15 protein-coding genes and 1 pseudogene are annotated in these 22775 nt (G+C 59.1%); 14 read left to right on the forward strand and 2 right to left on the reverse strand.

The window, feature by feature from the left end:
• From AB4O41_RS02905 to AB4O41_RS02915, 3 genes are all read left to right on the forward strand, one after another.
• Entirely contained in the window at nucleotides 1-2403 is a 2403-nt protein-coding gene (locus tag AB4O41_RS02905; RefSeq protein ID WP_460146113.1) for an acyl-CoA reductase, read from the forward strand.
• Between the two features lie 65 nt (nucleotides 2404-2468).
• Nucleotides 2469-3758: a phenylacetate--CoA ligase family protein gene (locus AB4O41_RS02910; protein ID WP_460148264.1), complete on the forward strand. Its 1290-nt coding sequence runs from the start codon at nucleotides 2469-2471 to the stop codon at nucleotides 3756-3758.
• Nucleotides 3758-4693 (forward strand): N-acetyltransferase family protein, encoded by a 936-nt coding sequence (locus tag AB4O41_RS02915; RefSeq protein WP_460146114.1) that lies wholly within the window; start codon nucleotides 3758-3760, stop codon nucleotides 4691-4693. Before AB4O41_RS02910 ends, AB4O41_RS02915 begins: the two co-directional genes overlap by 1 nt.
• Here AB4O41_RS02915 and AB4O41_RS02920 read toward each other — a convergent pair.
• The gene (locus AB4O41_RS02920) at nucleotides 4682-5608 is read right to left on the reverse strand and encodes a LysR family transcriptional regulator (protein WP_460146115.1); all 927 of its coding nucleotides are present in this window, start codon (nucleotides 5606-5608) and stop codon (nucleotides 4682-4684) included. The two genes, AB4O41_RS02915 and AB4O41_RS02920, sit on opposite strands and share 12 nt — an antisense overlap.
• Nucleotides 5609-5726: 118 nt before the next feature.
• Here AB4O41_RS02920 and AB4O41_RS02925 point away from each other — a divergent pair, with 118 nt between their 5' ends.
• Nucleotides 5727-6722 (forward strand): aldo/keto reductase, encoded by a 996-nt coding sequence (locus tag AB4O41_RS02925; RefSeq protein WP_460146116.1) that lies wholly within the window; start codon nucleotides 5727-5729, stop codon nucleotides 6720-6722.
• Nucleotides 6723-6766: 44 nt separating this feature from the next.
• Here the strand turns inward: AB4O41_RS02925 and AB4O41_RS02930 are convergent, their stop codons facing one another.
• A complete protein-coding gene (locus AB4O41_RS02930; RefSeq protein WP_460146117.1) occupies nucleotides 6767-7297 on the reverse strand; it encodes a hypothetical protein in 531 nt (176 codons plus the stop codon).
• A 486-nt stretch (nucleotides 7298-7783) separates the two neighbouring features.
• On the opposite strand from AB4O41_RS02930, the gene AB4O41_RS02935 reads away from it, so the two are divergent.
• The 10 genes and pseudogenes from AB4O41_RS02935 to glgX all read left to right on the forward strand — a co-directional run bounded on the left by AB4O41_RS02935 (nucleotide 7784) and on the right by glgX (nucleotide 22456).
• Entirely contained in the window at nucleotides 7784-8230 is a 447-nt protein-coding gene (locus tag AB4O41_RS02935; RefSeq protein ID WP_460146118.1) for a DUF411 domain-containing protein, read from the forward strand.
• Entirely contained in the window at nucleotides 8230-8664 is a 435-nt protein-coding gene (locus AB4O41_RS02940) for a YqaA family protein (RefSeq protein WP_460146119.1), read from the forward strand. Before AB4O41_RS02935 ends, AB4O41_RS02940 begins: the two co-directional genes overlap by 1 nt.
• Before the next feature lie 211 nt (nucleotides 8665-8875).
• Entirely contained in the window at nucleotides 8876-9925 is a 1050-nt protein-coding gene (locus AB4O41_RS02945; RefSeq protein WP_460146120.1) for an alpha/beta fold hydrolase, read from the forward strand.
• Nucleotides 9926-9939: 14 nt separating this feature from the next.
• Nucleotides 9940-10888: pseudogene (locus AB4O41_RS02950) on the forward strand (D-2-hydroxyacid dehydrogenase family protein).
• 595 nt (nucleotides 10889-11483) lie between these two features.
• Nucleotides 11484-13070 (forward strand): glycogen synthase GlgA, encoded by a 1587-nt coding sequence (gene glgA / locus AB4O41_RS02955; RefSeq protein ID WP_460146121.1) that lies wholly within the window; start codon nucleotides 11484-11486, stop codon nucleotides 13068-13070.
• A 13-nt stretch (nucleotides 13071-13083) separates the two neighbouring features.
• Nucleotides 13084-14880 (forward strand): malto-oligosyltrehalose trehalohydrolase, encoded by a 1797-nt coding sequence (gene treZ / locus AB4O41_RS02960; RefSeq protein ID WP_460146122.1) that lies wholly within the window; start codon nucleotides 13084-13086, stop codon nucleotides 14878-14880.
• Nucleotides 14877-16955 (forward strand): 4-alpha-glucanotransferase, encoded by a 2079-nt coding sequence (gene malQ, locus AB4O41_RS02965; protein WP_460146123.1) that lies wholly within the window; start codon nucleotides 14877-14879, stop codon nucleotides 16953-16955. The genes treZ and malQ overlap by 4 nt, the downstream gene beginning before the upstream one ends.
• A complete protein-coding gene (locus tag AB4O41_RS02970; protein WP_460146124.1) occupies nucleotides 16952-19750 on the forward strand; it encodes a malto-oligosyltrehalose synthase in 2799 nt (932 codons plus the stop codon). The genes malQ and AB4O41_RS02970 overlap by 4 nt, the downstream gene beginning before the upstream one ends.
• Before the next feature lie 21 nt (nucleotides 19751-19771).
• On the forward strand, nucleotides 19772-20122 hold the full coding sequence (locus tag AB4O41_RS02975) for a DUF2934 domain-containing protein (RefSeq protein ID WP_367371691.1): 351 nt from the start codon (nucleotides 19772-19774) through the stop codon (nucleotides 20120-20122).
• A 174-nt stretch (nucleotides 20123-20296) separates the two neighbouring features.
• Nucleotides 20297-22456, forward strand: a complete 2160-nt coding sequence (glgX, locus tag AB4O41_RS02980) for a glycogen debranching protein GlgX (RefSeq protein ID WP_460146125.1) — start codon at nucleotides 20297-20299, stop codon at nucleotides 22454-22456.
• Nucleotides 22457-22775: the final 319 nt, after the last annotated feature.

The following is a 22775-nucleotide window of genomic DNA, read 5'->3' on the forward strand; positions in this document are numbered from 1 at the left end:
ATGTACCTGATCAATGGCCAGTTGCGTGATGACGTTACCCCGGAAAGCGCCCTCGAACTCCTTCAGAAACCATTGCCTCGATTGCTTTCTTCACCGATCGATAGTGAGACCGTTATCGAGTCTGCTGCCCGCTTTGCCACGAAGTTGCAATCTCGTAGCCTGGATTTGTCCCTCGACGATGAGCAATATCAGGGACTGATAGATTTCTGCCAGCGCAGCAACCTGGACACAAAACTTGAGCGAGAGCTGGGCCTGCAACCGCGCTCGCTGCGACGTATCGACTATCGACAGCCATGTTTCGAAAGCTGGCATCCATTAGGGTTGGTGGTGCATATCACCCCCGGCAATGCGCCGTTACTGGCGTTCTGCGCCATGCTCGAAAGCCTGCTGGCCGGCAATATCAACTGGTTGCGCCCCAGTGCCAGCGATGACGGTTTGACTGCTCGGTTGCTGGCCGCCCTTGTGCAATGCGACACCAGCGGGAGACTGGCCGAGTTCGTTGCGGTTATGCCGGTTGACACCTCACGGATAGCTCAACTTTGCGCCACGGCAGACGGGGTATCGGCCTGGGGTGGTGAAATAGCGCTCAAGGCGATCCGTCAGCAGATCCCTGCGGGATGTCGCTGGATCGATTGGGGCCACAAGATCAGCTTCGCCTACCTGTCACCTGAAGTGGCGAGCTCTTCAACCCTCGATGCGTTGGCGGATGAAATCTGTCGACTGGATCAACAGGCGTGCTCCAGCCCTCAATGGGTGCTGGTGAACAGCAACGATCCGACAGTCCTGCGAGACCTTGGGGAGCATCTCGCCGAAGCGTTCAGACGTCGCGCCTGCCACTGGCCGGCGCTGCTGCCGACAGCTCAGGAAGCATCGGAAATCACCACCCGAACAGCCATGGCGCGATTGGACCAATGCTTTACCGATCAGACCGGTCAGGTGTGGGATGGCGCCGGATGGCGTGTCATCTGGGAGCATCATCAGGCACTCACGCCGTCGCCGCTGTTTCGCACAGTGCTGCTCAAGCCTGTCCCGCAGCATTTGCTCGCCGAATCGCTGTTGCCCTGGCGAATCGTCCTGCAAAGCTGCGCGCTGTTAGCCTCCCCGGCAGAAACGCCCGCGCTCGTTCGAACATTGATCAACGCCGGTGTCAGCCGCATTACGCCATGCGAGTCGATTCATGACGGCTATGCCGGCGAGCCCCACGATGGGGTTTATGCACTGTCGCGCCTCAGTCGCCGCCTCTCGGTGAGCCTGGTATCTGAGGTCTCGACTGGCCGCTCGACGCTTGACCCGGTGCCGCCAGCCCCTGACACAGCCTGTGGCCCGATCATGGACAAAGACACCTTCATGTCTCAACCGATCGATCCCGCAGCACAACTGTACTTCCGCTCAGGGGGCAGCAGCGGAACCCCGGCCCTGGCCGGTTTCAGCTACCGCGACTTCCAGCGACAGATGCGTGCAGCGGCTGATGGCCTGTTCTGTGTCGGGCTCGATCCATCACAAGACCGGGTGATGAACCTGTTCTATGGCGGCAATCTGTACGGTGGCTTTTTCAGTTTTTCGACCATTCTTGAACAGATGGGCGTTGTGCATTTACCCATGGGCGCTCCCCAGGACGACGACTTCAGCGAAATCGCCCGACTGATCGTGGAGCGGCGTGTCAACGTGCTGATCGGCATGCCTAGCACGCTGCATCGCCTGTTTCTCAATGAACAGACCCGACTTCGTGCCTATGCCGGTATCAGCAAAATATTCCTTGGTGGCGAGCATCCGGGAGAGGCCAGTCGACGCCTGATGGAAAGTTGCGGAGTGTCGACGATTCGCTCTGCTCTCTATGGTTCCGTTGATGCTGGTCCTCTAGGGCATGCCTGCCGGGCAACGGGGGATGGCATTTTTCACTTGATGTGCGAAACCCAGCATCTGGAAATCGTTCAGCTCGAACAGGATGTCCCGGTACAGGCCAATGAGATCGGCCGTCTGCTATTTACGTCCCGCGCCCGACAAGGACAGCGCGTGCACCGATATGACATCGGCGACACCGGCCGCTGGTTACCCGGAGCTTGCCCTTGCGGACTGGAAACGCCGCGATTCGAACTGCTGCAGCGACATGGCAAGTTAGTGCGGATTGCCACGGAGTTCATTTCGCCATCAGTGCTGGAACACATCGCGGGAGTCCCCATTCAAATTGTCCTGGACTACACCACCACTGGGGTCGAACGAATGCAAATTCGGGCCAATGCAGAGGCGACCTGTATACGCGAAAAACTGCTGGCCCATGAAGCATTGGCGAATGCGATGGACGCTGCGCTTTTAGTTGTAGAAGTTATAGCGTGCGTCGAACATGAGTTCATACGAAACAAACACAGCGGCAAAATCCCACTGATTGTCGATCGAAGAATATAAAAACAGAACATTTCAACGACCGTGTTCTTTAAACCAAGATGCCTGATTTAAAAAAAGAGAATCCAGTGAAATCTACTTATTCGCTCGAACAACTCGTGTCTTTTGTACGACAACATTCAAACTACTATGGCGCGCATCTGAAACACCTACCCACAGTAGGCATTACTTTAAAAAATTTACCGTTAACTGATGTGGTCGACTATTGGGCCGGCAGCAACGATTTGAGTCATTGGTCGGTTCTGACCGGAAACGTCGATGATGCTCTGGTGTTTAAGACCGGAGGCTCGACCGGTCAGGGCAAGCTTGCGATTTACGCCTACGAGGAATGGCAAATACTGGTCAGTACCTTCGGCAACAGTCTCTCCTCTCAACTGAACAATGGCGACCGGGTCGCCAATCTGTTCTTTTCAGGGGATCTCTACGCCAGTTTTCTGTTTATCCACGACTCTCTGGCCCATGTCGAACGATCCATCTGTGAATTTCCGTTTACCGGAGAAGTCGAGCTGGACATCTTGGCAGATGCCATCGCGCAGCATCGAATCAACGTTCTGGCCGGAGTACCCGCACAACTACTGCGATTCGCGGCCTACCTGGCGCAGCATCGGCGTGTGTTGTGGGGGGTCGAAACACTCTTGTATGGCGGCGAAAGCCTGTTTGGTCCGCAGTTGGCATTTCTCGGCGAAGTGTTCCCCAACGCCCGTATTGCCTCTATCGGCTATGCCAGCGTAGACGCCGGACTCATAGGTGCGAGCAATCGTGACTGTGCATTGGGTGAACATCGGATGTTCGAACAAAAAACCTTACTGGAGATCATCGATGAACATACCGGTGAGGTGATTGAAGAATGCGATCGTATCGGGATGCTAGTGGTGACCAATCTGACACGTCGGCTCATGCCATTGCTCCGTTACCCGGTAGGAGACCGTGCTTGTTGGCGCGAACCCGCCGCAACCCCGATGCGTAAATTTGCCCTCAAGGGGCGCAGCGCCCACAGTCAACGAATACGAGTAGGTGTGCTGTCGCTGTTTACCGAAGAAATACACGGGATCGTTCAACGTGCAGCACGCAGCGAGCAATGGCAACTGGTGATCGAACAGGTCGGCCACAAGGATCTGTTGAGCGTGAAGTGGGTGCCCGAACCTCAGTTACAAACCATCGAGCCGGCGCGCCGCGCATTGCGTGAAGCGCTACTCGCTCATTATCCCGCCATCGACGACCTGAGCCGTGAGGGTCTGCTCGAGTTGCAGGTGCTGGCCTGCGCAGCCACAGACCTGAAGCTTCACCCCCGTTCAGGCAAACAACTGCGGGTGCTGGATTTGCGTGTGTATGACGCTCTCCCCCAGGAGCCCGTGTGATGAACCGGTTGATTTTGCGACCCTACCGGCCTTCCGACGCACCTGCCGTGAGCCAGCTGTTTCGAGAGATCTATGGCGATTATTACGTTCAGCCGGATGTCTACCTGCCGAACATGATCAATCAGCACAACGCCGAAGGCCGTTGGCAATCAATGCTGGCCGTGGATAACGATCAGGTACTCGGGCATGCCGCATTATGCCGCGACGCGCCTTCGAATACTGCGGAACTGGCCCTCAGCGTGGTGCACCCCGCCGCCCGGGGACAGAGTCTCGCAACTCGTCTGAGCCAAGAGTTACTGTTGCAATCTGGCGCTCTGGGGCTCAAGAGCGTCTCGATCAAGCAAGTGACCCATCATCCCTATACGCAACGCATGGCCGAAAAAATTGGCTTCCACAGTACTGGACTGCTGCCCGACTATGTTCCTTCACCATTCGCTGATCCGCTACCAGAAACCATTGTGATGGGCTGCCACATGACCGACGGACACAGCTGCCCGCTCCCCGACATCCCCTGGCCCGAAAGCTGCCGGGCGTTTATGCAGCACCTGTGCTCGGTCTTCGGAACCCACCAGGACAAGACATCACGCCCCGCGATGCCCTTGCGAATCAAGCAACACCAACATCGGTTCGACATTGTCATTGCGCGTTTGAACAGCCCCTTGCTTGAGCAGCTCCGGCAATTGCCCGGGCACTGGTTGATCTCGGTCAGACTCGAGCTGTCCCCGCACTTCGCCCAGAACCTGCGCAACCTATCAACTCTGGGCTTCGTCTTCACGGGCCTGATGCCCACGCCAGGTGACAATGGCTGGTTTGCATTGTTTCATCGAGGCACGCAGGTTCGATCCCTCAATCTGCACTGCGCGCACATGCAACGGCTACATGACGACTTACAGCAAAATGCCAACGCCCCTATTGGTAACCGCTCAGCCGCGTGAGTCATTTCGATAGAAACCATTCGCCGACTGCGCACAAAACTCCACCATCCAGTCGACGAACACCCGCACCCGTCGGGACAACTGGCGATGAGGAGGATAGAGCGCCGTCAGCGGCATACCCGGTGGTGGCACATCCCTCAGGACCTCGATCAAACGCCCTTCCTTCAGTTGGCGGGCAACGTGATAATACGGGGTCTGGACCAAGCCATATCCCGCCTCACACGCCGCCAGATAGCCATCGGCGCTATTGACCGAAACGTGCTTGGGCAGATCGATCAACCGCAGCTGGTCATCGACTGCAAATTCCAGCCCGTAGCGTTTGCCAGTTCTATTGGAAAAGTATTCCACCATCTGATGACCTTTCAAATCCTCCAGGCACAGCGGAGTCCCATGACGTTGCAAGTATTCCGGGCTGGCACAGGTGACCTGGTCCAGCAGGCACAGCGGCCGCGCCACCAGTGATTCATCCAGGGCCGAGCCACCGCGCAATACGCAATCGACACCTTCGCGGATCAGATCCACAGGCCGGTCATTCAAACCGATTTCCAGTTCGATCAATGGATACCGGGCAGTGAATTGCGGCAATGCCGGAATCACAATCAAACGTCCTACTCCCGCCGGCATATCCACTCGCAGCAGACCTTTGGGGTTTTGGCGAGCAGCGGAAAACACGGCTTCGGTCTCCTCCAGATCCGCCAGCAGCCGCACGCAACGCGGGTAATAGGCGGCGCCATCAAGCGTCAAGCTGATCTGCCGGGTGGTGCGTTGCAGCAGTTGCACCCCCAGATGAGCCTCGAGTTGCTTGATCAGAATGGTCACCGAAGCCCGGGGCAATTGCAGGCTGTCCGCCGCTTTGGCAAAGCCGCCCAGTTCGACGATTCGGGTGAATACGCGCATGGCGTTGAAACGGTCCATTGCTTTGGCTCACCGGCTGATTATTTAGAAGTTACAAATAGTGATGGCATTTTTAGCCGGTTTATCTTGTTTCTGTCGAGGTCAACAATAGGTTTTCAATTCACAGGGAGCTGATTTCATGCAAACACGTCAACTGGGCAAAAACGGCCCGCAGGTGAGCGCGATAGGTCTGGGCTGCATGGGCATGACCGATTTCTACACCACCGGCGTGGACACCCGCGAAGCCACGGCCACTTTGCACCGCGCGCTGGAACTGGGGATCAACCTGCTCGACACGGCAGACATGTATGGCCCACATACCAATGAAGAGCTGATCGGCAAAGCCATTGTCGGCAAGCGTGAGCAAGTGTTTCTGGCCAGTAAGTTCGGCATTGTTCGTGATCCATCCAACCCCAGTGCACGGGGCGTCAACGGGCGACCGGAATACATTCACGACGCTATCGACGGCACCCTCAAGCGCCTTGGTGTGGAAACCCTGGATTTGTATTACCAGCACCGCATCGATCCGCAGGTGGCTATCGAGGAAACCGTCGGCGCCATGGCGGAACTGGTGAAGGCCGGTAAGGTGCGTTACCTGGGATTGAGTGAAGCATCGGTCGCCACGCTGGAGCGAGCGAACAAGGTTCATCCTATCAGCGCACTGCAAAGTGAGTATTCGCTGTGGAGCCGCGATCAAGAGGAGAACGGTTGCCTGGCCGCGTGCCAGCGCCTGGGTGTTGCCTTTGTGCCTTACAGTCCGTTGGGCCGGGGCTTTTTGACCGGTGCTCTGAGAAGTCCGGATGATTTCGCCGCTGATGATTACCGTCGCTTCAGCCCACGTTTTCAAGGGGAAAACTTCGCAAAAAACTTATTGCTGGTGCAGCAGGTGCAGGCCTTGGCCGCAGACAAGGGTGTGACGGCGGGCCAACTGGCGTTGGCATGGGTCTTGGCCCAAGGGAACTACTTGATCCCGATTCCAGGCACCAAACAGCGTAAATACCTTGAAGAAAATGTGGCCGCGCTGGACGTGAAACTGAGCCGCAAAGAGTTGCAGGCCCTGGAAGCGATATTCCCGGCCAATGCCACGGCCGGTCTGCGCTATCCGGAAGAAGTCATGAAGTTGCTTGACCGATAACAAGTGCCCAGCCCGTTCGATAGTTCGAGCGGGCCAGCCAAACATCACGCCCTGGCGTTAACACCCTTATCATTAGGCACCGTCGTACCATTGCCCTTGCCATAAGCTTGCAAGTTCTGCAGTACGTAGATCGCCGTCTTGTACTCCGGGATCAGGCCAACGGCGTACTTGTCACCCTTGATACTGTTGTTCTGAATAGTGTCCAGTTGCGTGGCGAAATACTCCAGTGCATTGAACTTCGCATCCGGGTCTTTCTGTACGCCAAACCGGTCAAACTTGTCACCGGCATTAAGCAAGGTCATCGAAGTAATATCGGAAATCAGGCCTTTGCCTCTCAAGAAGGCACTGAGATTGCCCAGTTGCCTGGCGGAGACATTTTCCGGATCGAAACCCTTGATGTTCCTGTGCAGTTTCTGTTCATCCATTTTCGCCGTGTTCAGCGCATTGGGATTGCTTCCCACCAGCGCCAGCATTTGCTTGACCCTGGCGCTGTGGGTGACAGGCTTGCCGCTGCCGGTATCCTTGACCAATAAACCTGCTTTGCTCGTCCAGGCACCTGTATAGCCGATTGTCATGACCGGGCTCCCGACTGTGTGACAGGATGCCGATCATCCAAAACACACAGACGTCCTTGTGAGGCGACCATAAAAGTTCCTTGTTCAACCGAGTTAAGTGCGGGCGAGTATCGATGCGCGCTCTAACGTCACCAACAAATATTTCCGTTTTTTACAATTCTTGTACATTTACGATACCTACCAAAAAAGCGCCTTGTTTTATGGATCTACACAAACTTTTCGATATTGGCGCAGATAACTAATCAAGCCTTTATGTACGTCTTGGTTAGTTTGTTTGTATTGGTGGTGATGTGGAGCCTGCGGGCTTGCTCGCGAAAACGGTGTCAGGCGACATCAATGTTGACTGTGCCGCCGTCTTTGCGAGCAAGCCCGCTCCCACAGGGGTTTATCCTCTGCTGTATTACCCGGAAACAATCTCGTATCTCCTCTCGGCAGAAAAGGGTCAAAATGCATCTTTTTTTGGCCACAACCCGAAACGAGATTCCCATGCGAACCCACCTGCGTCTGGCCGCCCTGAGCGCCCTCTTCATCTCTTCCCTGGCCCAGGCCGCCGACCTGATTCCCATCGAAGTTCACCGCGACGCCAACTGCGGCTGCTGCAAAAAATGGGTCAGCCATCTGGAAGCCAACGGTTTCAAGGTCGAAGACCATGTTGAAGCCGATATGAGCCAATTCAAGCAACAACACGGCGTGCCACCTCGCCTCGCGTCGTGTCACACCGGCCTTATCAACGGCAAATTCGTCGAAGGCCATGTGCCGGCTGATCAAGTACTGGCCTTGAGCAAGCGCGACGATCTGTTGGGGGTGGCTGCCCCTGGCATGCCCATGGGCTCGCCCGGCATGGAAATGAACGGCATGAGCGATGCCTACCAAGTGATCGGTCTGAAAAAGGACGGCACTGACGTAGTGGTGGCGGACTACCCCGCCCATTGATGTTCGGCGCCTACATCGGGCTGTTTCTCGCGGCATTCGGTGCCGCGACGTTGCTGCCCTTGCAATCTGAAGCCGTGCTGGTGGGGCTGTTGCTCAGCGACCAGTATTGGCTTTGGTCGCTGCTGACCATCGCTACGCTGGGCAACGTACTGGGGTCGCTGCTGAACTGGTGGCTGGGGCGCAGCATCGAGCGGTTTCACGACCGGCGCTGGTTTCCGGTCAGCCCTCGCCATCTCGAGCAAGCCCAAAAGCACTATCTGCGTTACGGTCATTGGTCTTTGTTGCTCAGTTGGGTGCCCATCATCGGCGATCCACTGACGCTGGTGGCCGGCGTCATGCGCGAACCGTTGGGGCGTTTCCTGATGATCGTGACGCTCGCCAAGGGCGCCCGCTATGGTGTATTGGCCCTTGCTACGCTGGGGTGGATGGGTTGAACGATCATGCGCGGCCATGACCCAGTGCCAGTCAGTTGCGGAACCTGTGGGAGCGGGCTTGCTCGCGAAGGCGATGTGACAGGCAACATTAATATCGACTGACAAGCCCGCTCCCACATGGATTGCGCTCGGCATTACGGTCGTGACCTATGTTTAATGTCACCCTAATCATGCCGACCCAGCATCGGCGGATTTCCTGTGGAGTTCACCCATGTCGCCCACTTTTTCCCGCTGGTTACCGGGCCTGCTGCTGACGGCGGTACTGCCCGCTCTTGTTCATGCCCAGGACCAGGCCCAACCCCAAGTCGAAACGCCGGAATACGGCCCGGAACTTCAGGGCTTCGAATACCCCTACACGGTCAAACACTTCGCTTTTGAATCCCAGGGCAAATCCCTGCAAATGGGTTACATGGACGTCGCCGCTCATGGCAAGGCCAACGGGCGCAGCGTAGTGCTCATGCATGGAAAAAATTTCTGCGGCGCCACTTGGGACAGCTCGATCAAGGCGCTGAGCGAGGCCGGTTACCGGGTCATCGCCCCGGACCAGATCGGCTTCTGCACCTCAAGCAAACCGGACCACTATCAGTACAGTTTCCAGCAACTGGCGACCAACACCCAGCAACTGCTCAAGGCCTTGGGTATCCAGAAAGCCACCCTGCTCGGCCACTCTACCGGCGGCATGCTCGCCACACGCTATGCGCTGCAATACCCCGATCAAGTCGAACAGCTGGCACTGGTCAATCCCATCGGCCTGGAAGACTGGAAAGCCCTTGGCGTGCCCTATCTCACGGTTGACCAATGGTATGAGCGCGAGCTGAAAGTCACGGCGCAAGGTATCCACGACTACCAACGCAGCACCTATTACGAAGGCCGCTGGAAACCGGAATTTGACCGTTGGGTGAACATGTACGCAGGCTTGGCCAAAGGGCCGGGCAAAACAGCGGTGGCTTGGAATTCGGCGCTGATTTACGACATGATCTTCACCCAACCGGTGTACTACGAGTTCAAGGACCTGAAAGTGCCGACCCTGCTGCTGATCGGCACCTCCGACACCACGGCCATCAACAAGAACATCGCACCACCCGAGGTCAAGGCGAAAATCGGTCATTACGACGTACTCGGCAAGCAAGTGGCGAAACTGATTCCCCGGTCGACGCTGATCGAATTTCCCGGAATGGGCCACGCGCCACAGATGGAGGAACCGGCGAAATTCCATCAGGCGTTGCTTGGCTGGCTGAACCAAACCAATACCGTTCCTTGATGAGGTAAAGGCTAATGCAGATTGCGGTGATCGATGACTGGCAGGACGTGGCTCGCGACGTGGTGGACTGGTCAGTGCTGGACAGCATCGGGCAGGTGAGTTTTATCCATGACTACCCTGCCGACAACGAAACCCTGGCCAAACGGCTCGGCGCATTCGAGGTGATCTGCGTGATGCGCGAGCGCACCCCGTTCGACGAAGACCTGCTGCACCGCTTGCCCGCACTCAAACTGCTGCTCACCGGCGGCATGCGCAATGCCGCCCTGGACTTGAAAGCCGCCGCCGCGCTGGGCATTCAGGTCTGCGGCACCGACAGCTACAAACATGCCGCCCCCGAACTGACCTGGGCGCTGATCATGGCCGCGACCCGCAATCTGGTGGCCGAAGCCAATGCCTTGCGCGCAAGCCAATGGCAACAAGGGCTGGGCGGCGACCTGCAGGGCAAGACCTTGGCGATCCTAGGCCTGGGCAGCATTGGTCAACGGGTCGCCCGGTTCGGTCAGGTGTTCGGTATGCGGGTCATCGCGTGGAGCGAAAACCTGACCGCCGAACGAGCCGCTGAGGTCGACGTCACCTATGTCAGCAAACAGGAATTGTTCGAGCAGGCCGATGTGTTGTCGGTCCATCTGGTGCTCAGCGAGCGCAGCCGAGGAGCTAGTGAACGCGCAGGCACTGGACTGGATGAAACCCACGGCATGGCTGATCAATACCGCCCGTGGACCGATTGTCGATGAGTCGGCGTTGATCAAGGCGCTTCAGAAACGACGCCTGGCAGGCGCGGCGCTGGACGTGTTCGAGCACGAGCCGTTGCCTCGCCATCATCCCTTCAGGACGCTGGACAATGTACTGGCCACGCCTCATGTCGGGTATGTCAGCCGGCAGAATTATCAATTGTTCTTTTCGCAGATGATCGAGGACATACAGGCTTGGGCGGCTGGGGAGCCCATACGGCTGTTAGGCTGAATCCGAGTTATCGTTCATCGCGGGCAAGCCTCGCTCCCACAGGATTTGTGTCGACCGTAATACCGTGACCGACACAAATCCTGTGGGAGCGGGCTTGCCCGCCAAGAGGCCCTCAAACCCACTACATTCCCCTAAACCATCCGCACCGCAATGGTGCAACCCACATCCCATCACGCCCGATTATCGTGACTTCTCAGTCCCGATTTGACCCATATCAAAAAACAAAACCGCACTTCGTCGGTGCGCCTTCCCGAAAAGCCCCATGCCTGCACCCTCATTTGACCGATTGTCGAACAATTTCACCCAATGGCCGACCCCGCTCTAAGTTCTGGCCTAGACTGATTTTCGCGGAGTAAAACCGGCTAGTCATTCGGTGAAAATAATCGAAACTTTTGGTGCTGGCCTCGTGTCAGGTTAAAGGTAGGGCCGCAGCGACTGGTGCATTCCTTGCAACAGCCACTTCACCCATTCTGCTTCAGCGCATGGGCAGCACTTGCTCACCGATGCGTAGCGCGTTTGCGCCCGGCCACAGGATTTGGCCACGAACACCGTTTGTGCCAGGCCTAGAATTAGATCAACAACACGGGAGATTCATATGATCAGTGCGGCTTTAGATATCCAGGGAGAACGTGCTCATCAGCAGGTCGGGGAAACGAGCACCGTCGGTGTCCTCAATGCCAAATCGGTCAATATGCCGGTCCCCAAGACACTGACACCGGTAACCAGTCAGAATCCCAACAAGAAGAAAGTCCTGTTCGTCACCTCGGAGATTGCCGACCTGGTAAAGACCGGAGGTCTTGGCGACGTTTCCGCCGCACTGCCGCGAGCCATGGCGCATCTGCATGATGTGCGTGTGCTGATCCCCGGTTATCCGCAAGTGATGAACAGCGAAAACCCGATTCATATCATCGGTGAGCTGGGCGGGCACGCAGCGTTGCCACCCTGCAAGATCGGGCGCATGGACATGCCCGACGGCCTGGTCATTTACGTGTTGATCTGCCCTGAATTGTACGAGCGCGAAGGTTCACCCTACGGCGCCAACAACGGCCGCGACTGGCCGGACAACCATATTCGTTTCGCCCGACTGGGCCTCGCGGCAGCCGATATCGCCGCCAACCTCGCCCAAATTCACTGGTGCCCGGACCTGGTGCATGCCCACGACTGGCCCGCTGGGCTGGCACCGGCCTATATGCACTGGCGTGGCCAACGCACCCCGACCCTGTTCACCATCCACAACCTGGCGTACCAAGGCGTCACCAGCCTCGGCTCGTGCCCGGAACTCGGGATCCCCCTGCATGCCTTGCAACAGGAAGGCATGGAGTTTTACGGCAAGATGTCGTTCCTCAAGGCCGGCATGGCCTACTCGAGCCACATCACCACCGTCAGCGCGACCTATGCCCAGGAAATCACCACGCCGGCCTTCGGCTGCGGCCTCGACGGTTTTCTCGCCGCCAAGACCCAGCAAGGTCTGCTCAGCGGAATTCCCAATGGCATCGATGAGAGCTGGGACGCAGCGACCGATCCGCACCTGTTCCACCCATTCGGCATCGGCGATTGGGACGGTAAAGCTGTCAATGCCATGCACGTTCGCAGGCTGTTCGACCTCGAAGATTCCGAAGGTCCGCTGTTCGCCGTGGTCTCGCGTCTGGTCTACCAGAAAGGCCTGGACCTGACCGAAGCAGTGGCCGAATACATTGTCGACAACGGCGGACAGATCGCGATCATCGGCCGTGGCGAACCGGAAGAAGAACAAGCCATGCGAGAACTGGCGTTGCGCTTCCCCGGGCAAGTCGGCGTACACATTGGATTCAATGAAACCGACGCCCGACGGATGTTCGCCGGCAGCGATTTCCTGCTGATGCCTTCGCGTTACGAACCCTGCGGCCTGAGCCAGATGTACGCCCAGCGCTTCGGTTCATTGCCGGTGGCCCGCAATACCGGTGGCCTGGCCGACACCATTGAAAACGGCGTGACCGGTTTCCTCTTCGATGAATCCACGGTGGAGAGTTATCGCGAAGCCCTGAGCCGCGCGTTCAAGGTATTCGCCTTCCCCGGCCTGCTCAACGCGATGCGTTGCCGAGCCATGGCGGCGCCTTTCAACTGGTGCAAGGCAGTCGAACCCTACGCCGAACTCTACGAACAACTGGTGGCTAAAGCGCTGGGAAAATCGGGCAAACAGTAAGAGGCTTTCAACGATGCCGTTACGGACCCTTGAGACCTGGCCCCACGGCGCAATCATGCTGGACGCAGAACACACGCGTTTTGCCTTGTGGGCGCCAGATGCGTTTTTCGTCAGTCTCGAACTGGAAGATGGACAATCCCTGCCGCTATTGCCTCAGGCCGATGGCTGGTTTGTGATCAAGACCCGCTGCCCCGCGGGGACCCGCTACCGCTACAACATCGATGGCGAGCTTACGGTGCCGGACCCGGCCTCCCGCGCCCAGGCGGGCGATATCGACAGCCACAGCGTGGTGGTCGATCCCCTCGCCTATCGGTGGCAACACAGCGCCTGGCAGGGTCGACCGTGGAATGAGGCGGTGATCTACGAACTGCACGTCGGTGCACTCGGCGGTTTCAGCCAGGTTGAGCAGCATTTGGAACGCCTGGTCGAGCTGGGTATTACCGCCATCGAACTGATGCCACTGGCGCAGTTCCCCGGCGAACGTAACTGGGGCTATGACGGGGTTTTGCTTTACGCGCCTCAAGCTTCCTATGGCTCGCCCGAACAACTCAAACACCTGATCGACACGGCCCACGGCCAGGGTTTGGCGGTGATTCTCGACGTGGTCTACAACCACTTCGGCCCGGATGGCAATTACCTGCATCGTTACGCCAAAGGCTTTTTCCGCGAAGACAAACACACCCCATGGGGCGCGGCGATCGACTTCCGGCGGCGCGAGGTGCGCGACTTCTTTATCGACAACGCGCTGATGTGGTTGCTGGAGTACCGCTTCGACGGCCTGCGCCTGGACGCGGTGCATGCCATCGAAGACCCGGACTTTCTTCAAGAGCTGGCGCAACGGGTTCGCCGGCAAACCGATCCGGTGCGGCACGTGTGGCTCATGGCGGAAAACGAGCACAACCAGGCTAGCCTGCTGGAGCAAGGTTTCGACGCGCAGTGGAACGACGACGCCCATAACGCCCTGCACGTTCTGCTCACGGGTGAAACCGATGCCTATTACGCCGATTATGCCGAGCAACCCACCGAACAGCTCGCCCGCTGCCTGAGCCAGGGCTTCGTGTTCCAGGGCCACATCACCCGCCACGGTACGCCGCGCGGTGAGCCGAGCGGTCACTTGCCGCCCACGGCCTTCGTGCTTTTTCTGCAAAACCACGACCAGATCGGCAACCGCGCCTTCGGCGAGCGCCTGCATCAACTGGCCCATCCTGATGCCCTTTATGCCGCCACTGCGTTGCTGCTGTTGTCGCCGATGATCCCGCTGATGTTCATGGGCGATGAGTTTGCCGTCGAGCAACCGTTCCTGTTCTTCACCAGCCACCACGGTGAATTGGCGGAACTGGTGCGCGAAGGACGACGCAACGAGTTCGCAGCGTTCAGCGCCTTTGCGGACCCGCACAAACGCGAGCAGATTCCCGACCCGAACGCGACGCAGACCTTCGAAGCTTCACGGCCGACACTGACCACCAGCGGCCAATCGCCGATTTACGCTCTGTATCGCCAACTGCTGCAGATCCGCCACCGACATATCATCCCGCACCTGCCCGGCGCCCAAGCGCTGGGCGCCCAGGTACTGGCCGCGGGCGCGGTGACGGCGCGCTGGCGGCTGGGCGATGGCAGTCAGTTGCGCATTGATCTGAACCTGCGCGATGCGCCCGTGGTCCACACCCCACAGGCCGACGCGACATTGCTGTTCGAACACCCGCCACAATCGGCCGGTCTGTTGAATCAGGGCATGCTTGCCCCGTATTGCGCGCTAGTCAGCCTCACGGCCGCAGCCCCTTTGCTACCCCCGGATGGAGAGCGCCCATGAGCAATGCGCAACTGGAAATACTGGCCAGCCGAGCAGGCCTGGCCGTCGACTGGATCGACGCCAATGGTCGCCCACAGAAAGTTACCCCGGCGGTGTTGCGCTCGGTGCTGGCCGGGCTTGGCCATCCCGCCAATACCGCCGAGGAGATCGACGCCAGCCTGCTGCAATTGCAGGAGGTGCAACAAACCCGGCATCTACCGCCGCTGCTGACCTGCGACGTGGGCGTCGGCCTTGACCTGGGCCACTACTTCGAACCGCACACCCCGTGCGAAATCCATCTCGAGGACGGCTCACGGATTAACTTGAAGCTCGATGACAACGCTGTGTTGCCCGGGCTGGTGCCGGTGGGTTATCAGCACGTCAGTATCGACGATCAATCCTTCACCCTGGCGGTGGCACCCCAGCACTGCTACAGCGTCGGCGACGCGGTTGACAGTAAAAACCCGCGCGCCTGGGGCCTGAGCGTGCAGTTGTACTCGTTGCGTCGCCCTGGCGATGGCGGTTTCGGCGATACCCAAGCCCTCGAAGATCTGGCCCGGGTGGCCGGCGAACGGGGCGCCGAAGCGTTGGCGATCAGCCCGCTGCATGCGATGTTCAGCGGCGACACCCAGCGTTACAGCCCTTACTCGCCGTCCAGCCGTTTGTTCCTCAATAGCCTGTACGCAGCGCCCGGAGCGATTCTCGGCGAGCGCGCCCTGCGCACCGCGATCGACGCCACCGACCTTGCCGCTGAGCTCAAGCACCTGGAAAAACTGCCGCTTATCGACTGGCCTACCGCCGCCGAAGCCAAGCACCGTTTGCTCGAAGCCTTGTACGAAGGGTTCACCCACGGTGAACATCCCTTGCACCCAGACTTCAGCAGTTTCCGCCATGCCGGTGGCGAAGCGCTGGAAAATCATTGCCGCTTCGAAGCGATCCAGGAAGCCCGTGCGCGGCGCGGTGAAAGCCTCGACTGGCGCGAGTGGCCCGAGCAATGGCGTGACCCGCGCAGCACCGCCCTGGCGCATTTTGCCGAAGAAAACTCGACCCGCATTGGCTACTACGCGTTCTGCCAATGGCTGATTGCGCGCAGCCTGGAACGCGCCCAGGCCGCCGCCCGCGGTGCCGGCATGGGCATCGGCCTGATCGCTGACCTGGCAGTGGGTGCTGATGGCGGCGGCAGCCAGGCCTGGAGTCGTCAAGACGAATTGCTCGCCTCACTGACCGTGGGTGCGCCGCCCGATATCCTCAACCGTTCCGGCCAGGGCTGGGGCATTTCCGCGTTCTCCCCCGAAGGCCTGTTGCGCAACGGCTTTCGCGCGTTCATCGAAATGCTGCGGGCCAACTTCGCCCATGCCGGCGGCCTGCGTATCGATCACGTCATGGGCTTGCAACGACTGTGGGTGATCCCCAACGACGCGCCGCCCAGCGACGGCGCCTACCTCTATTACCCGGTGGACGACCTGCTGCGCCTGCTGACCCTCGAATCCCATCGACATCAGGCCATCGTCCTCGGCGAAGACCTCGGCACGGTGCCCGAGGGTTTGCGCGAGAAACTCATCGCTCGCTCGATTCTCGGCATGCGCGTGCTGCTGTTTGAACAGGACAATACTCACTTCAAGCCGATTCTCGACTGGCCGGACAACGCCCTGGCAACCACCAGCACCCATGACCTGCCGACGCTCAATGGCTGGTGGCATGGCCGCGATATCGACTGGAGCGCGCGCTTGAATCTGGTCGACGCCCCGGGGGAAATCGAATGGCGCCAACACCGTGAGCGCGAGCGCGAAGGTTTGCGCCGGGTATTGAGCGAGGACCCGCAGAACTTTCGTGAAGAGTCCCACGAAACCGATCAGGTGCTCGACGCCGCGATCCGCTTCCTCGGCCATACCCGCGCGCCGCTGGTATTGCTGCCGCTGGAGGATGCCTTGGGTATCGAACAGCAGGCCAACCTGCCCGGCACCACCGACACCCATCCCAACTGGTCGCGCAGGCTGCCCGGCGACAGCGAAGCCCTGCTTGATGATCCGGACGCCGCCCGACGCTTGGAACTGCTCGCCTGTGCGCGACTTCAGGCGGCCGAGCGTGACCAATGAATCAACCGTTCATCCAACCGCTGCGAGCGACCCTGCGGTTGCAATTTCATAAAGGTTTCACTCTGGATCAGGCGGTGCCGCTGGTGCCGTACTTCGCCAGCCTGGGCATCAGCCACGTCTATGCCTCGCCGCTGCTCGCCGCTCGCGCGGGGTCCATGCATGGCTACGACGTGGTGGACCCGACCGCGGTCAACCCTGAACTGGGCGGCGAAGCTGCATTGCGCCGTTTCGTCGGTGCGTTGCGCGAACAGAACATGGGACTGATCCTCGACATCGTCTCCAACCACATGGCCGTCGGCGGTGGCGACAACCCCTGGTGGCTCGACTTGCTCGAATGGGGGCGACTGAGCCCTTACGGTGAGTTCTTCGACATTCAATGGCACTCGCCCGACCCCTTGATGGAAGGCCAATTGCTGCTGCCTTTTCTGGGCAGCGATTACGGTATCGCCTTGCAGGACGGCACCCTGCCCTTGTGCTTCGATGCCCGGCGCGGCGCCTTTTATGTCGAGCACTACGAGCATCACTTCCCGATTTGCCCCACGAACTACGGCGAACTGCTCAAGGCCGATGATCAGTTAGATGCCGAGCAGGTCGAGCAGCTCAAATCCCTGGCAGACCGTTTCAGTACCTTGAGTTACCAGACTGACGCGCACAGCCTGGCGATTCCGCTAAAAACCGAGCTGTATGAACTGGCCAGCGATCCGGCGATTCTTCACGCCATCCAGCACACCCTCGGCACTTACGACTCGCTCACCCCTGAGGGTTTCCAGCGCCTGCATAACCTGCTGGAGCGCCAGAGTTATCGCCTGGCCAGTTGGCGCACCGCGGCGGACGACATCAACTGGCGGCGTTTTTTCGATATCAATGAACTGGGCGGCCTGCGCGTCGAACGCCCGGCGGTGTTCGAGGCGACCCATGCAAAAATCTTCGAGCTGGTGGCCGAAGGTCTTGTCGACGGGCTGCGTATCGATCATATCGATGGCCTCGCCGACCCGCGTGGTTACTGCCGCAAATTACGGCGCCGAGTCGATAGCCTGGCGCCGGAGCGGCACCTGCCGATCTACGTCGAGAAGATCCTCGGCGAAGGCGAAACCCTGCACCGCGACTGGTCCGTCGATGGCAGCACCGGTTACGAATTCATGAACCAGTTGTCGTTGCTGCAACACGACCCCGAAGGCGCCCAGACCTTGGGTGAACTCTGGAGCCGGCACAGTGAACGGCCCGCCGATTTTCGTCTGGAAGCGCAACTGGCGCGCCAACAGATTCTCAACGGCTCCCTCGCCGGCGATTTCGAAAGTGTCGCCCACGCCTTGCTGCAAGTGGCCCGGGACGACCTGATGACACGGGACCTGACCCTCGGCGCGATCCGTCGGGCCTTGCAGGAACTGATCGTGCACTTCCCGGTGTATCGCACTTACATCAGCCCGCTAGGTCGAAACTGCGCCCAGGACGAGGTGTTTTTCCAGCAGGCCATGGAGGGTGCAAGGCAAACCCTTGGCGAGGCCGACTGGCCCGTGCTCGATTGCCTGTCCGGCTGGCTCGGTGGCCAACCCTGGCGCAAACACCCGGTGGGCCGCCCACGCAAACTGCTCAAGCATGCGTGCGTGCGATTCCAGCAACTGACCTCACCGGCGGCAGCCAAAGCGGTGGAAGACACCGCGCTGTATCGCTCGGCGGTGCTGCTGTCGCGCAACGATGTCGGCTACAACACTGAGCAGTTCAGTGCGCCGGTTTCCGACTTCCATGCTGCCTGCGTCAGTCGCCTCACCGAATTCCCCGACAACCTGCTGGCCACCGCGACCCACGACCACAAACGCGGCGAAGACACCCGCGCGCGGCTGGCGGTGTTGAGCGAGCGCAGCGTCTGGTATGCCGAACAGGTCGAACACTGGCGAACCCTGGCCGATGAATTGCGCACAGAACCCGGCGCGCCCTCGACAGGCGATGAGCTGATTCTCTATCAAGCGATCCTCGGCAGTTGGCCGCTGGAGCTGCGCAGCGATGATCAGGTGGCGCTCGAGAACTACGCCAAACGCCTCTGGCAGTGGCAACGCAAAGCCCTGCGCGAATCCAAGTTGCAAAGCAGCTGGAGCGCACCAAACGAGGGATATGAACAGGCGACCCATGGGTTTCTCGAACGCCTGCTGCTCAGCCCCGAAGGCGAGCGATTACGCACGGCCCTCGGCGCGGCGGCGCAGAGCATCGCCGCCCCAGGCGCGTTGAATGGCTTGGCGCAAACCTTGCTGCGAATGACCGTGCCGGGGGTGCCGGATCTCTATCAGGGCAACGAGTTCTGGGACTTCACGCTGGTCGATCCGGACAACCGCCGGCCGGTGGATTACGTCAGCCGTCAGCAGGCCATGCACCTACGATTGGACCTGCCGGATCTGTTGGTGAACTGGCGTGACGGGCGCATCAAGCAAACCTTGATCACCCAGACGTTAAACCGGCGTGCCGAGCATGCCGGGCTGTTTCAAAAAGGGATTTATCAAGCCCTTGAAGTCCTCGGCAGCCAGGCTCACCGGGTACTGGCGTTTGCTCGTGAATGGCAGGAAAAACGGGCTATCGTGATCGTACCGATACGCTGTGCCGAACTGCTGGAAAACAGTGCCGAACCACAGATTGACGCGCCACTCTGGGGCGATACACGGGTCAAATTGCCGTTCGCCGTCCCTGAAGAAAATATGAAGGGACTTTTTGCGAGCGTCACAGTCACAAAACACAGGGAGCTGATGGTCAGCGCCGCGCTGGGGGATTTCCCGGTCAATCTCTTTATCCAAACTACCCAAGCTTGAGTTCAGTTCAGGAGCATTGCGATGAGTACCGACGATAAACGCATCCGCGAATTTGCCTATCAAATCTGGGAGTCCGAGGGAAAACCCGTGGGCCAGGAAAAACGCCATTGGGAGATGGCCTGCAAACTGGCCGAAGCTGAAGCACTGGCTCCCGGCAAGTCATCGAAAGTGACCGGCAGCAAACGCGTCGGCACCAAGTCGGCACTCGGCAAGCCAGACGGCAAGCTGGTCAATGCCAAAGACATCGAACCCGCACTCAAAGCTAAAACCAAGCCAAAAGCCAAACCCGCCGCCGCTTCGACAGTTATCCCGCCGGGAGAAAAAACCACGGTGAAAAAGCCTCGCGCCGCGCGTAAACCGCCAACGACCTGACGCTTTATCGCCTTGCCCCGCTTGATTGTGGCGAGGGAGCTTGCTCCCGTTGGACTGCGAAGCGGTCCCCCTCTTTTGGGGATAGGGGGCCGCTTCGCGGCCCAACGGGAGCAAGCTCCCTCGCCACAGCTGACCGGCATTAGCCCAGTACCGCCCCCCAATGCAGGAGCATCTATGAGTAGTCCAAAGAAAACCGCGCCCGAACCTCATGCCGAGGCCTCGCGAATCCGTGAAGGCCTGCCCTTCCCGCTTGGCGCGACCTGGGATGGCCTGGGGGTCAATTTCGCGCTGTTTTCGGCTAACGCGACCAAGGTCGAACTGTGCATCTTCGACGATGCCGGCGAGGTGGAACTCGAGCGTATCGAATTGCCGGAATACACCGACGAGATCTACCACGGCTACTTGCCCGACGCCCACCCGGGGTTGATCTACGGCTATCGCGTGTACGGTCCGTATGACCCGGCCAACGGTCATCGTTTCAACCCCAACAAGCTGCTGATCGATCCCTATGCCAAGCAATTGGTCGGTCGATTGAAATGGTCCGAAGCGTTGTTTGGCTACACCATCGGCCATCCTGACGCCGACCTCAGTTTCGATGAACGGGACAGCGCGCCCTTCGTGCCCAAATGCAAAGTGATCGACCCGGCTCACACCTGGGGTCATGACCATCGTGTCAGCGTGCCGTGGGACAAAACGATCATTTATGAAACACACGTACGCGGTTTCAGCATGCGTCACCCCTCCGTCCCCGAGAATCTGCGTGGCACCTTCGCCGGGTTGATGGTCGATGACGTGCTCGAACACATCCGCAAGCTCGGTGTGTCGACCGTGGAATTGCTGCCGATTCATGCCTTCGTCAATGACCAGCATCTGCTGCACAAAGGCATGACCAATTACTGGGGTTACAACAGCATCGCGTTCTTTGCCCCGGACCCGCGCTACCTGGCCAGCGGCAAGATCGCCGAGTTCAAGGAGATGGTCGCGCACCTGCACGAGGCCAATCTGGAAGTGATCCTCGACGTGGTCTACAACCACACCGCCGAGGGCAACGAACAAGGCCCGACCCTGTCGATGCGCGGCATCGACAACGCCTCATACTACCGCTTGATGCCCGACGACAAGCGCTACTACATCAACGATTCCGGGACCGGCAATACCCTGGACCTGAGTCACCCGTGCGTGCTGCAAATGGTCACCGACTCCCTGCGTTACTGGGCCACGGAAATGCATGTGGACGGTTTCCGTTTTGACCTGGCGACCATCCTCGGCCGCTACCACGACGGTTTCGACGAGCGTCACAGCTTTCTCGTGGCCTGCCGTCAGGACCCGGTGCTGCGCCAGGTGAAGATGATTGCAGAAGCCTGGGATTGCGGCCCCGGGGGCTATCAAGTCGGCAACTTTCCACCGGGTTGGGTTGAGTGGAATGACAAATTCCGCGACACCGTGCGCGCGTTCTGGAAAGGCGACGACGGCCAACTGGCGGACTTCGCCAGTCGCATGACCGCCTCCGGCGAGATGTTCAATCAGCGTGGCCGGCGACCGTATGCCTCGGTGAACTTCGTCACCGCCCACGACGGTTTCACCCTGAACGACCTGGTGTCGTACAACGACAAACACAACGAAGCTAACGACGAGAACAATCAGGACGGCAGCAACAACAACCTGTCCTGGAACCACGGTGTCGAAGGCCCCACCGACGATCCCGAGATCAACGAGCTGCGCCAGCGCCAGATGCGTAACTTCTTCGCCACGTTGCTGCTGTCCCAGGGCACGCCGATGCTGGTGGCCGGCGATGAGTTCGCCCGCACCCAGGAAGGTAATAACAACGCCTACTGCCAGGACAGCGAGATCGGTTGGGTCAACTGGGACCTGAGCGACGACGGCAAGGCCCTGCTCAAGTTCGTCAAACGCCTGATCAAATTGCGCCTGGCCTATCCGATTCTGCGTCGCGGACGCTTCCTGGTGGGCAATTACAACGAAGACATCGGCGTCAAGGACGTGACCTGGCTGGCCCCGGACGGCAGCGAAATGTCCATCGAACAATGGGAAGAAGGCCACGGTCGTTGCCTGGGCATGCTGCTCGATGGCCGCGCCCAGGAAACCGGCATTCGCCGCAAGGGCGCCGACGCAACCTTGCTACTGGTGGTCAACGCCCACCATGACATCGTCAACTTCCTGCTACCGGAAGTGCCTGACGGCGGTTTCTGGACTTGCATGATCGATACCAATCAACCCTCGATTCGTGGCCAGGAACGCTTCGAGTTCGGTCACGAATATTCAGTCACTGGCCGTTCGCTGCTGTTGTTTGAATTGCAGCGTGAAGACGACGAGTGATCTTCAGGGGCCATGCCAATCAACGCAACCTGTGGGAGCGGGCTTGCTCGCGAAGAGGCCATCACATTCAATATCAATGTTGACTGACACACCGCCTTCGCGAGCAAGCCCGCTCCCACAGGGAATGCGCTTACCCTCGAAGGTTTTGCTGATTATTTGCGAAACACGACACAACCCGGATTAAAAAGCCATATCAGACCAAAGGCTGAGGCGACGAATAGCATTCCATGAGCAATACTCTGCCCGCGGCAATCCAGGGTTCGGAGCGCTGTAATTGCTATTTACCCCCGCCTTCACGGGTCTGCCAGGCTTGCGTCCT

Source organism: Pseudomonas sp. S2_A02 (assembly GCF_054668495.1).

Coding starts and splice junctions, on each gene's coding strand:
- AB4O41_RS02905 (WP_460146113.1), top strand. CDS start 1: ATGTACCTGATCAATGGCCAGTTGCGTGATGACGTTACCCCGGAAAGC.
- AB4O41_RS02915 (WP_460146114.1), top strand. CDS start 3,758: ATGAACCGGTTGATTTTGCGACCCTACCGGCCTTCCGACGCACCTGCC.
- AB4O41_RS02920 (WP_460146115.1), bottom strand. CDS start 5,608: ATGGACCGTTTCAACGCCATGCGCGTATTCACCCGAATCGTCGAACTG.
- AB4O41_RS02925 (WP_460146116.1), top strand. CDS start 5,727: ATGCAAACACGTCAACTGGGCAAAAACGGCCCGCAGGTGAGCGCGATA.
- AB4O41_RS02930 (WP_460146117.1), bottom strand. CDS start 7,297: ATGACAATCGGCTATACAGGTGCCTGGACGAGCAAAGCAGGTTTATTG.
- AB4O41_RS02935 (WP_460146118.1), top strand. CDS start 7,784: ATGCGAACCCACCTGCGTCTGGCCGCCCTGAGCGCCCTCTTCATCTCT.
- AB4O41_RS02940 (WP_460146119.1), top strand. CDS start 8,230: ATGTTCGGCGCCTACATCGGGCTGTTTCTCGCGGCATTCGGTGCCGCG.
- AB4O41_RS02945 (WP_460146120.1), top strand. CDS start 8,876: ATGTCGCCCACTTTTTCCCGCTGGTTACCGGGCCTGCTGCTGACGGCG.
- glgA (WP_460146121.1), top strand. CDS start 11,484: ATGATCAGTGCGGCTTTAGATATCCAGGGAGAACGTGCTCATCAGCAG.
- treZ (WP_460146122.1), top strand. CDS start 13,084: ATGCCGTTACGGACCCTTGAGACCTGGCCCCACGGCGCAATCATGCTG.
- malQ (WP_460146123.1), top strand. CDS start 14,877: ATGAGCAATGCGCAACTGGAAATACTGGCCAGCCGAGCAGGCCTGGCC.
- AB4O41_RS02970 (WP_460146124.1), top strand. CDS start 16,952: ATGAATCAACCGTTCATCCAACCGCTGCGAGCGACCCTGCGGTTGCAA.
- AB4O41_RS02975 (WP_367371691.1), top strand. CDS start 19,772: ATGAGTACCGACGATAAACGCATCCGCGAATTTGCCTATCAAATCTGG.
- glgX (WP_460146125.1), top strand. CDS start 20,297: ATGAGTAGTCCAAAGAAAACCGCGCCCGAACCTCATGCCGAGGCCTCG.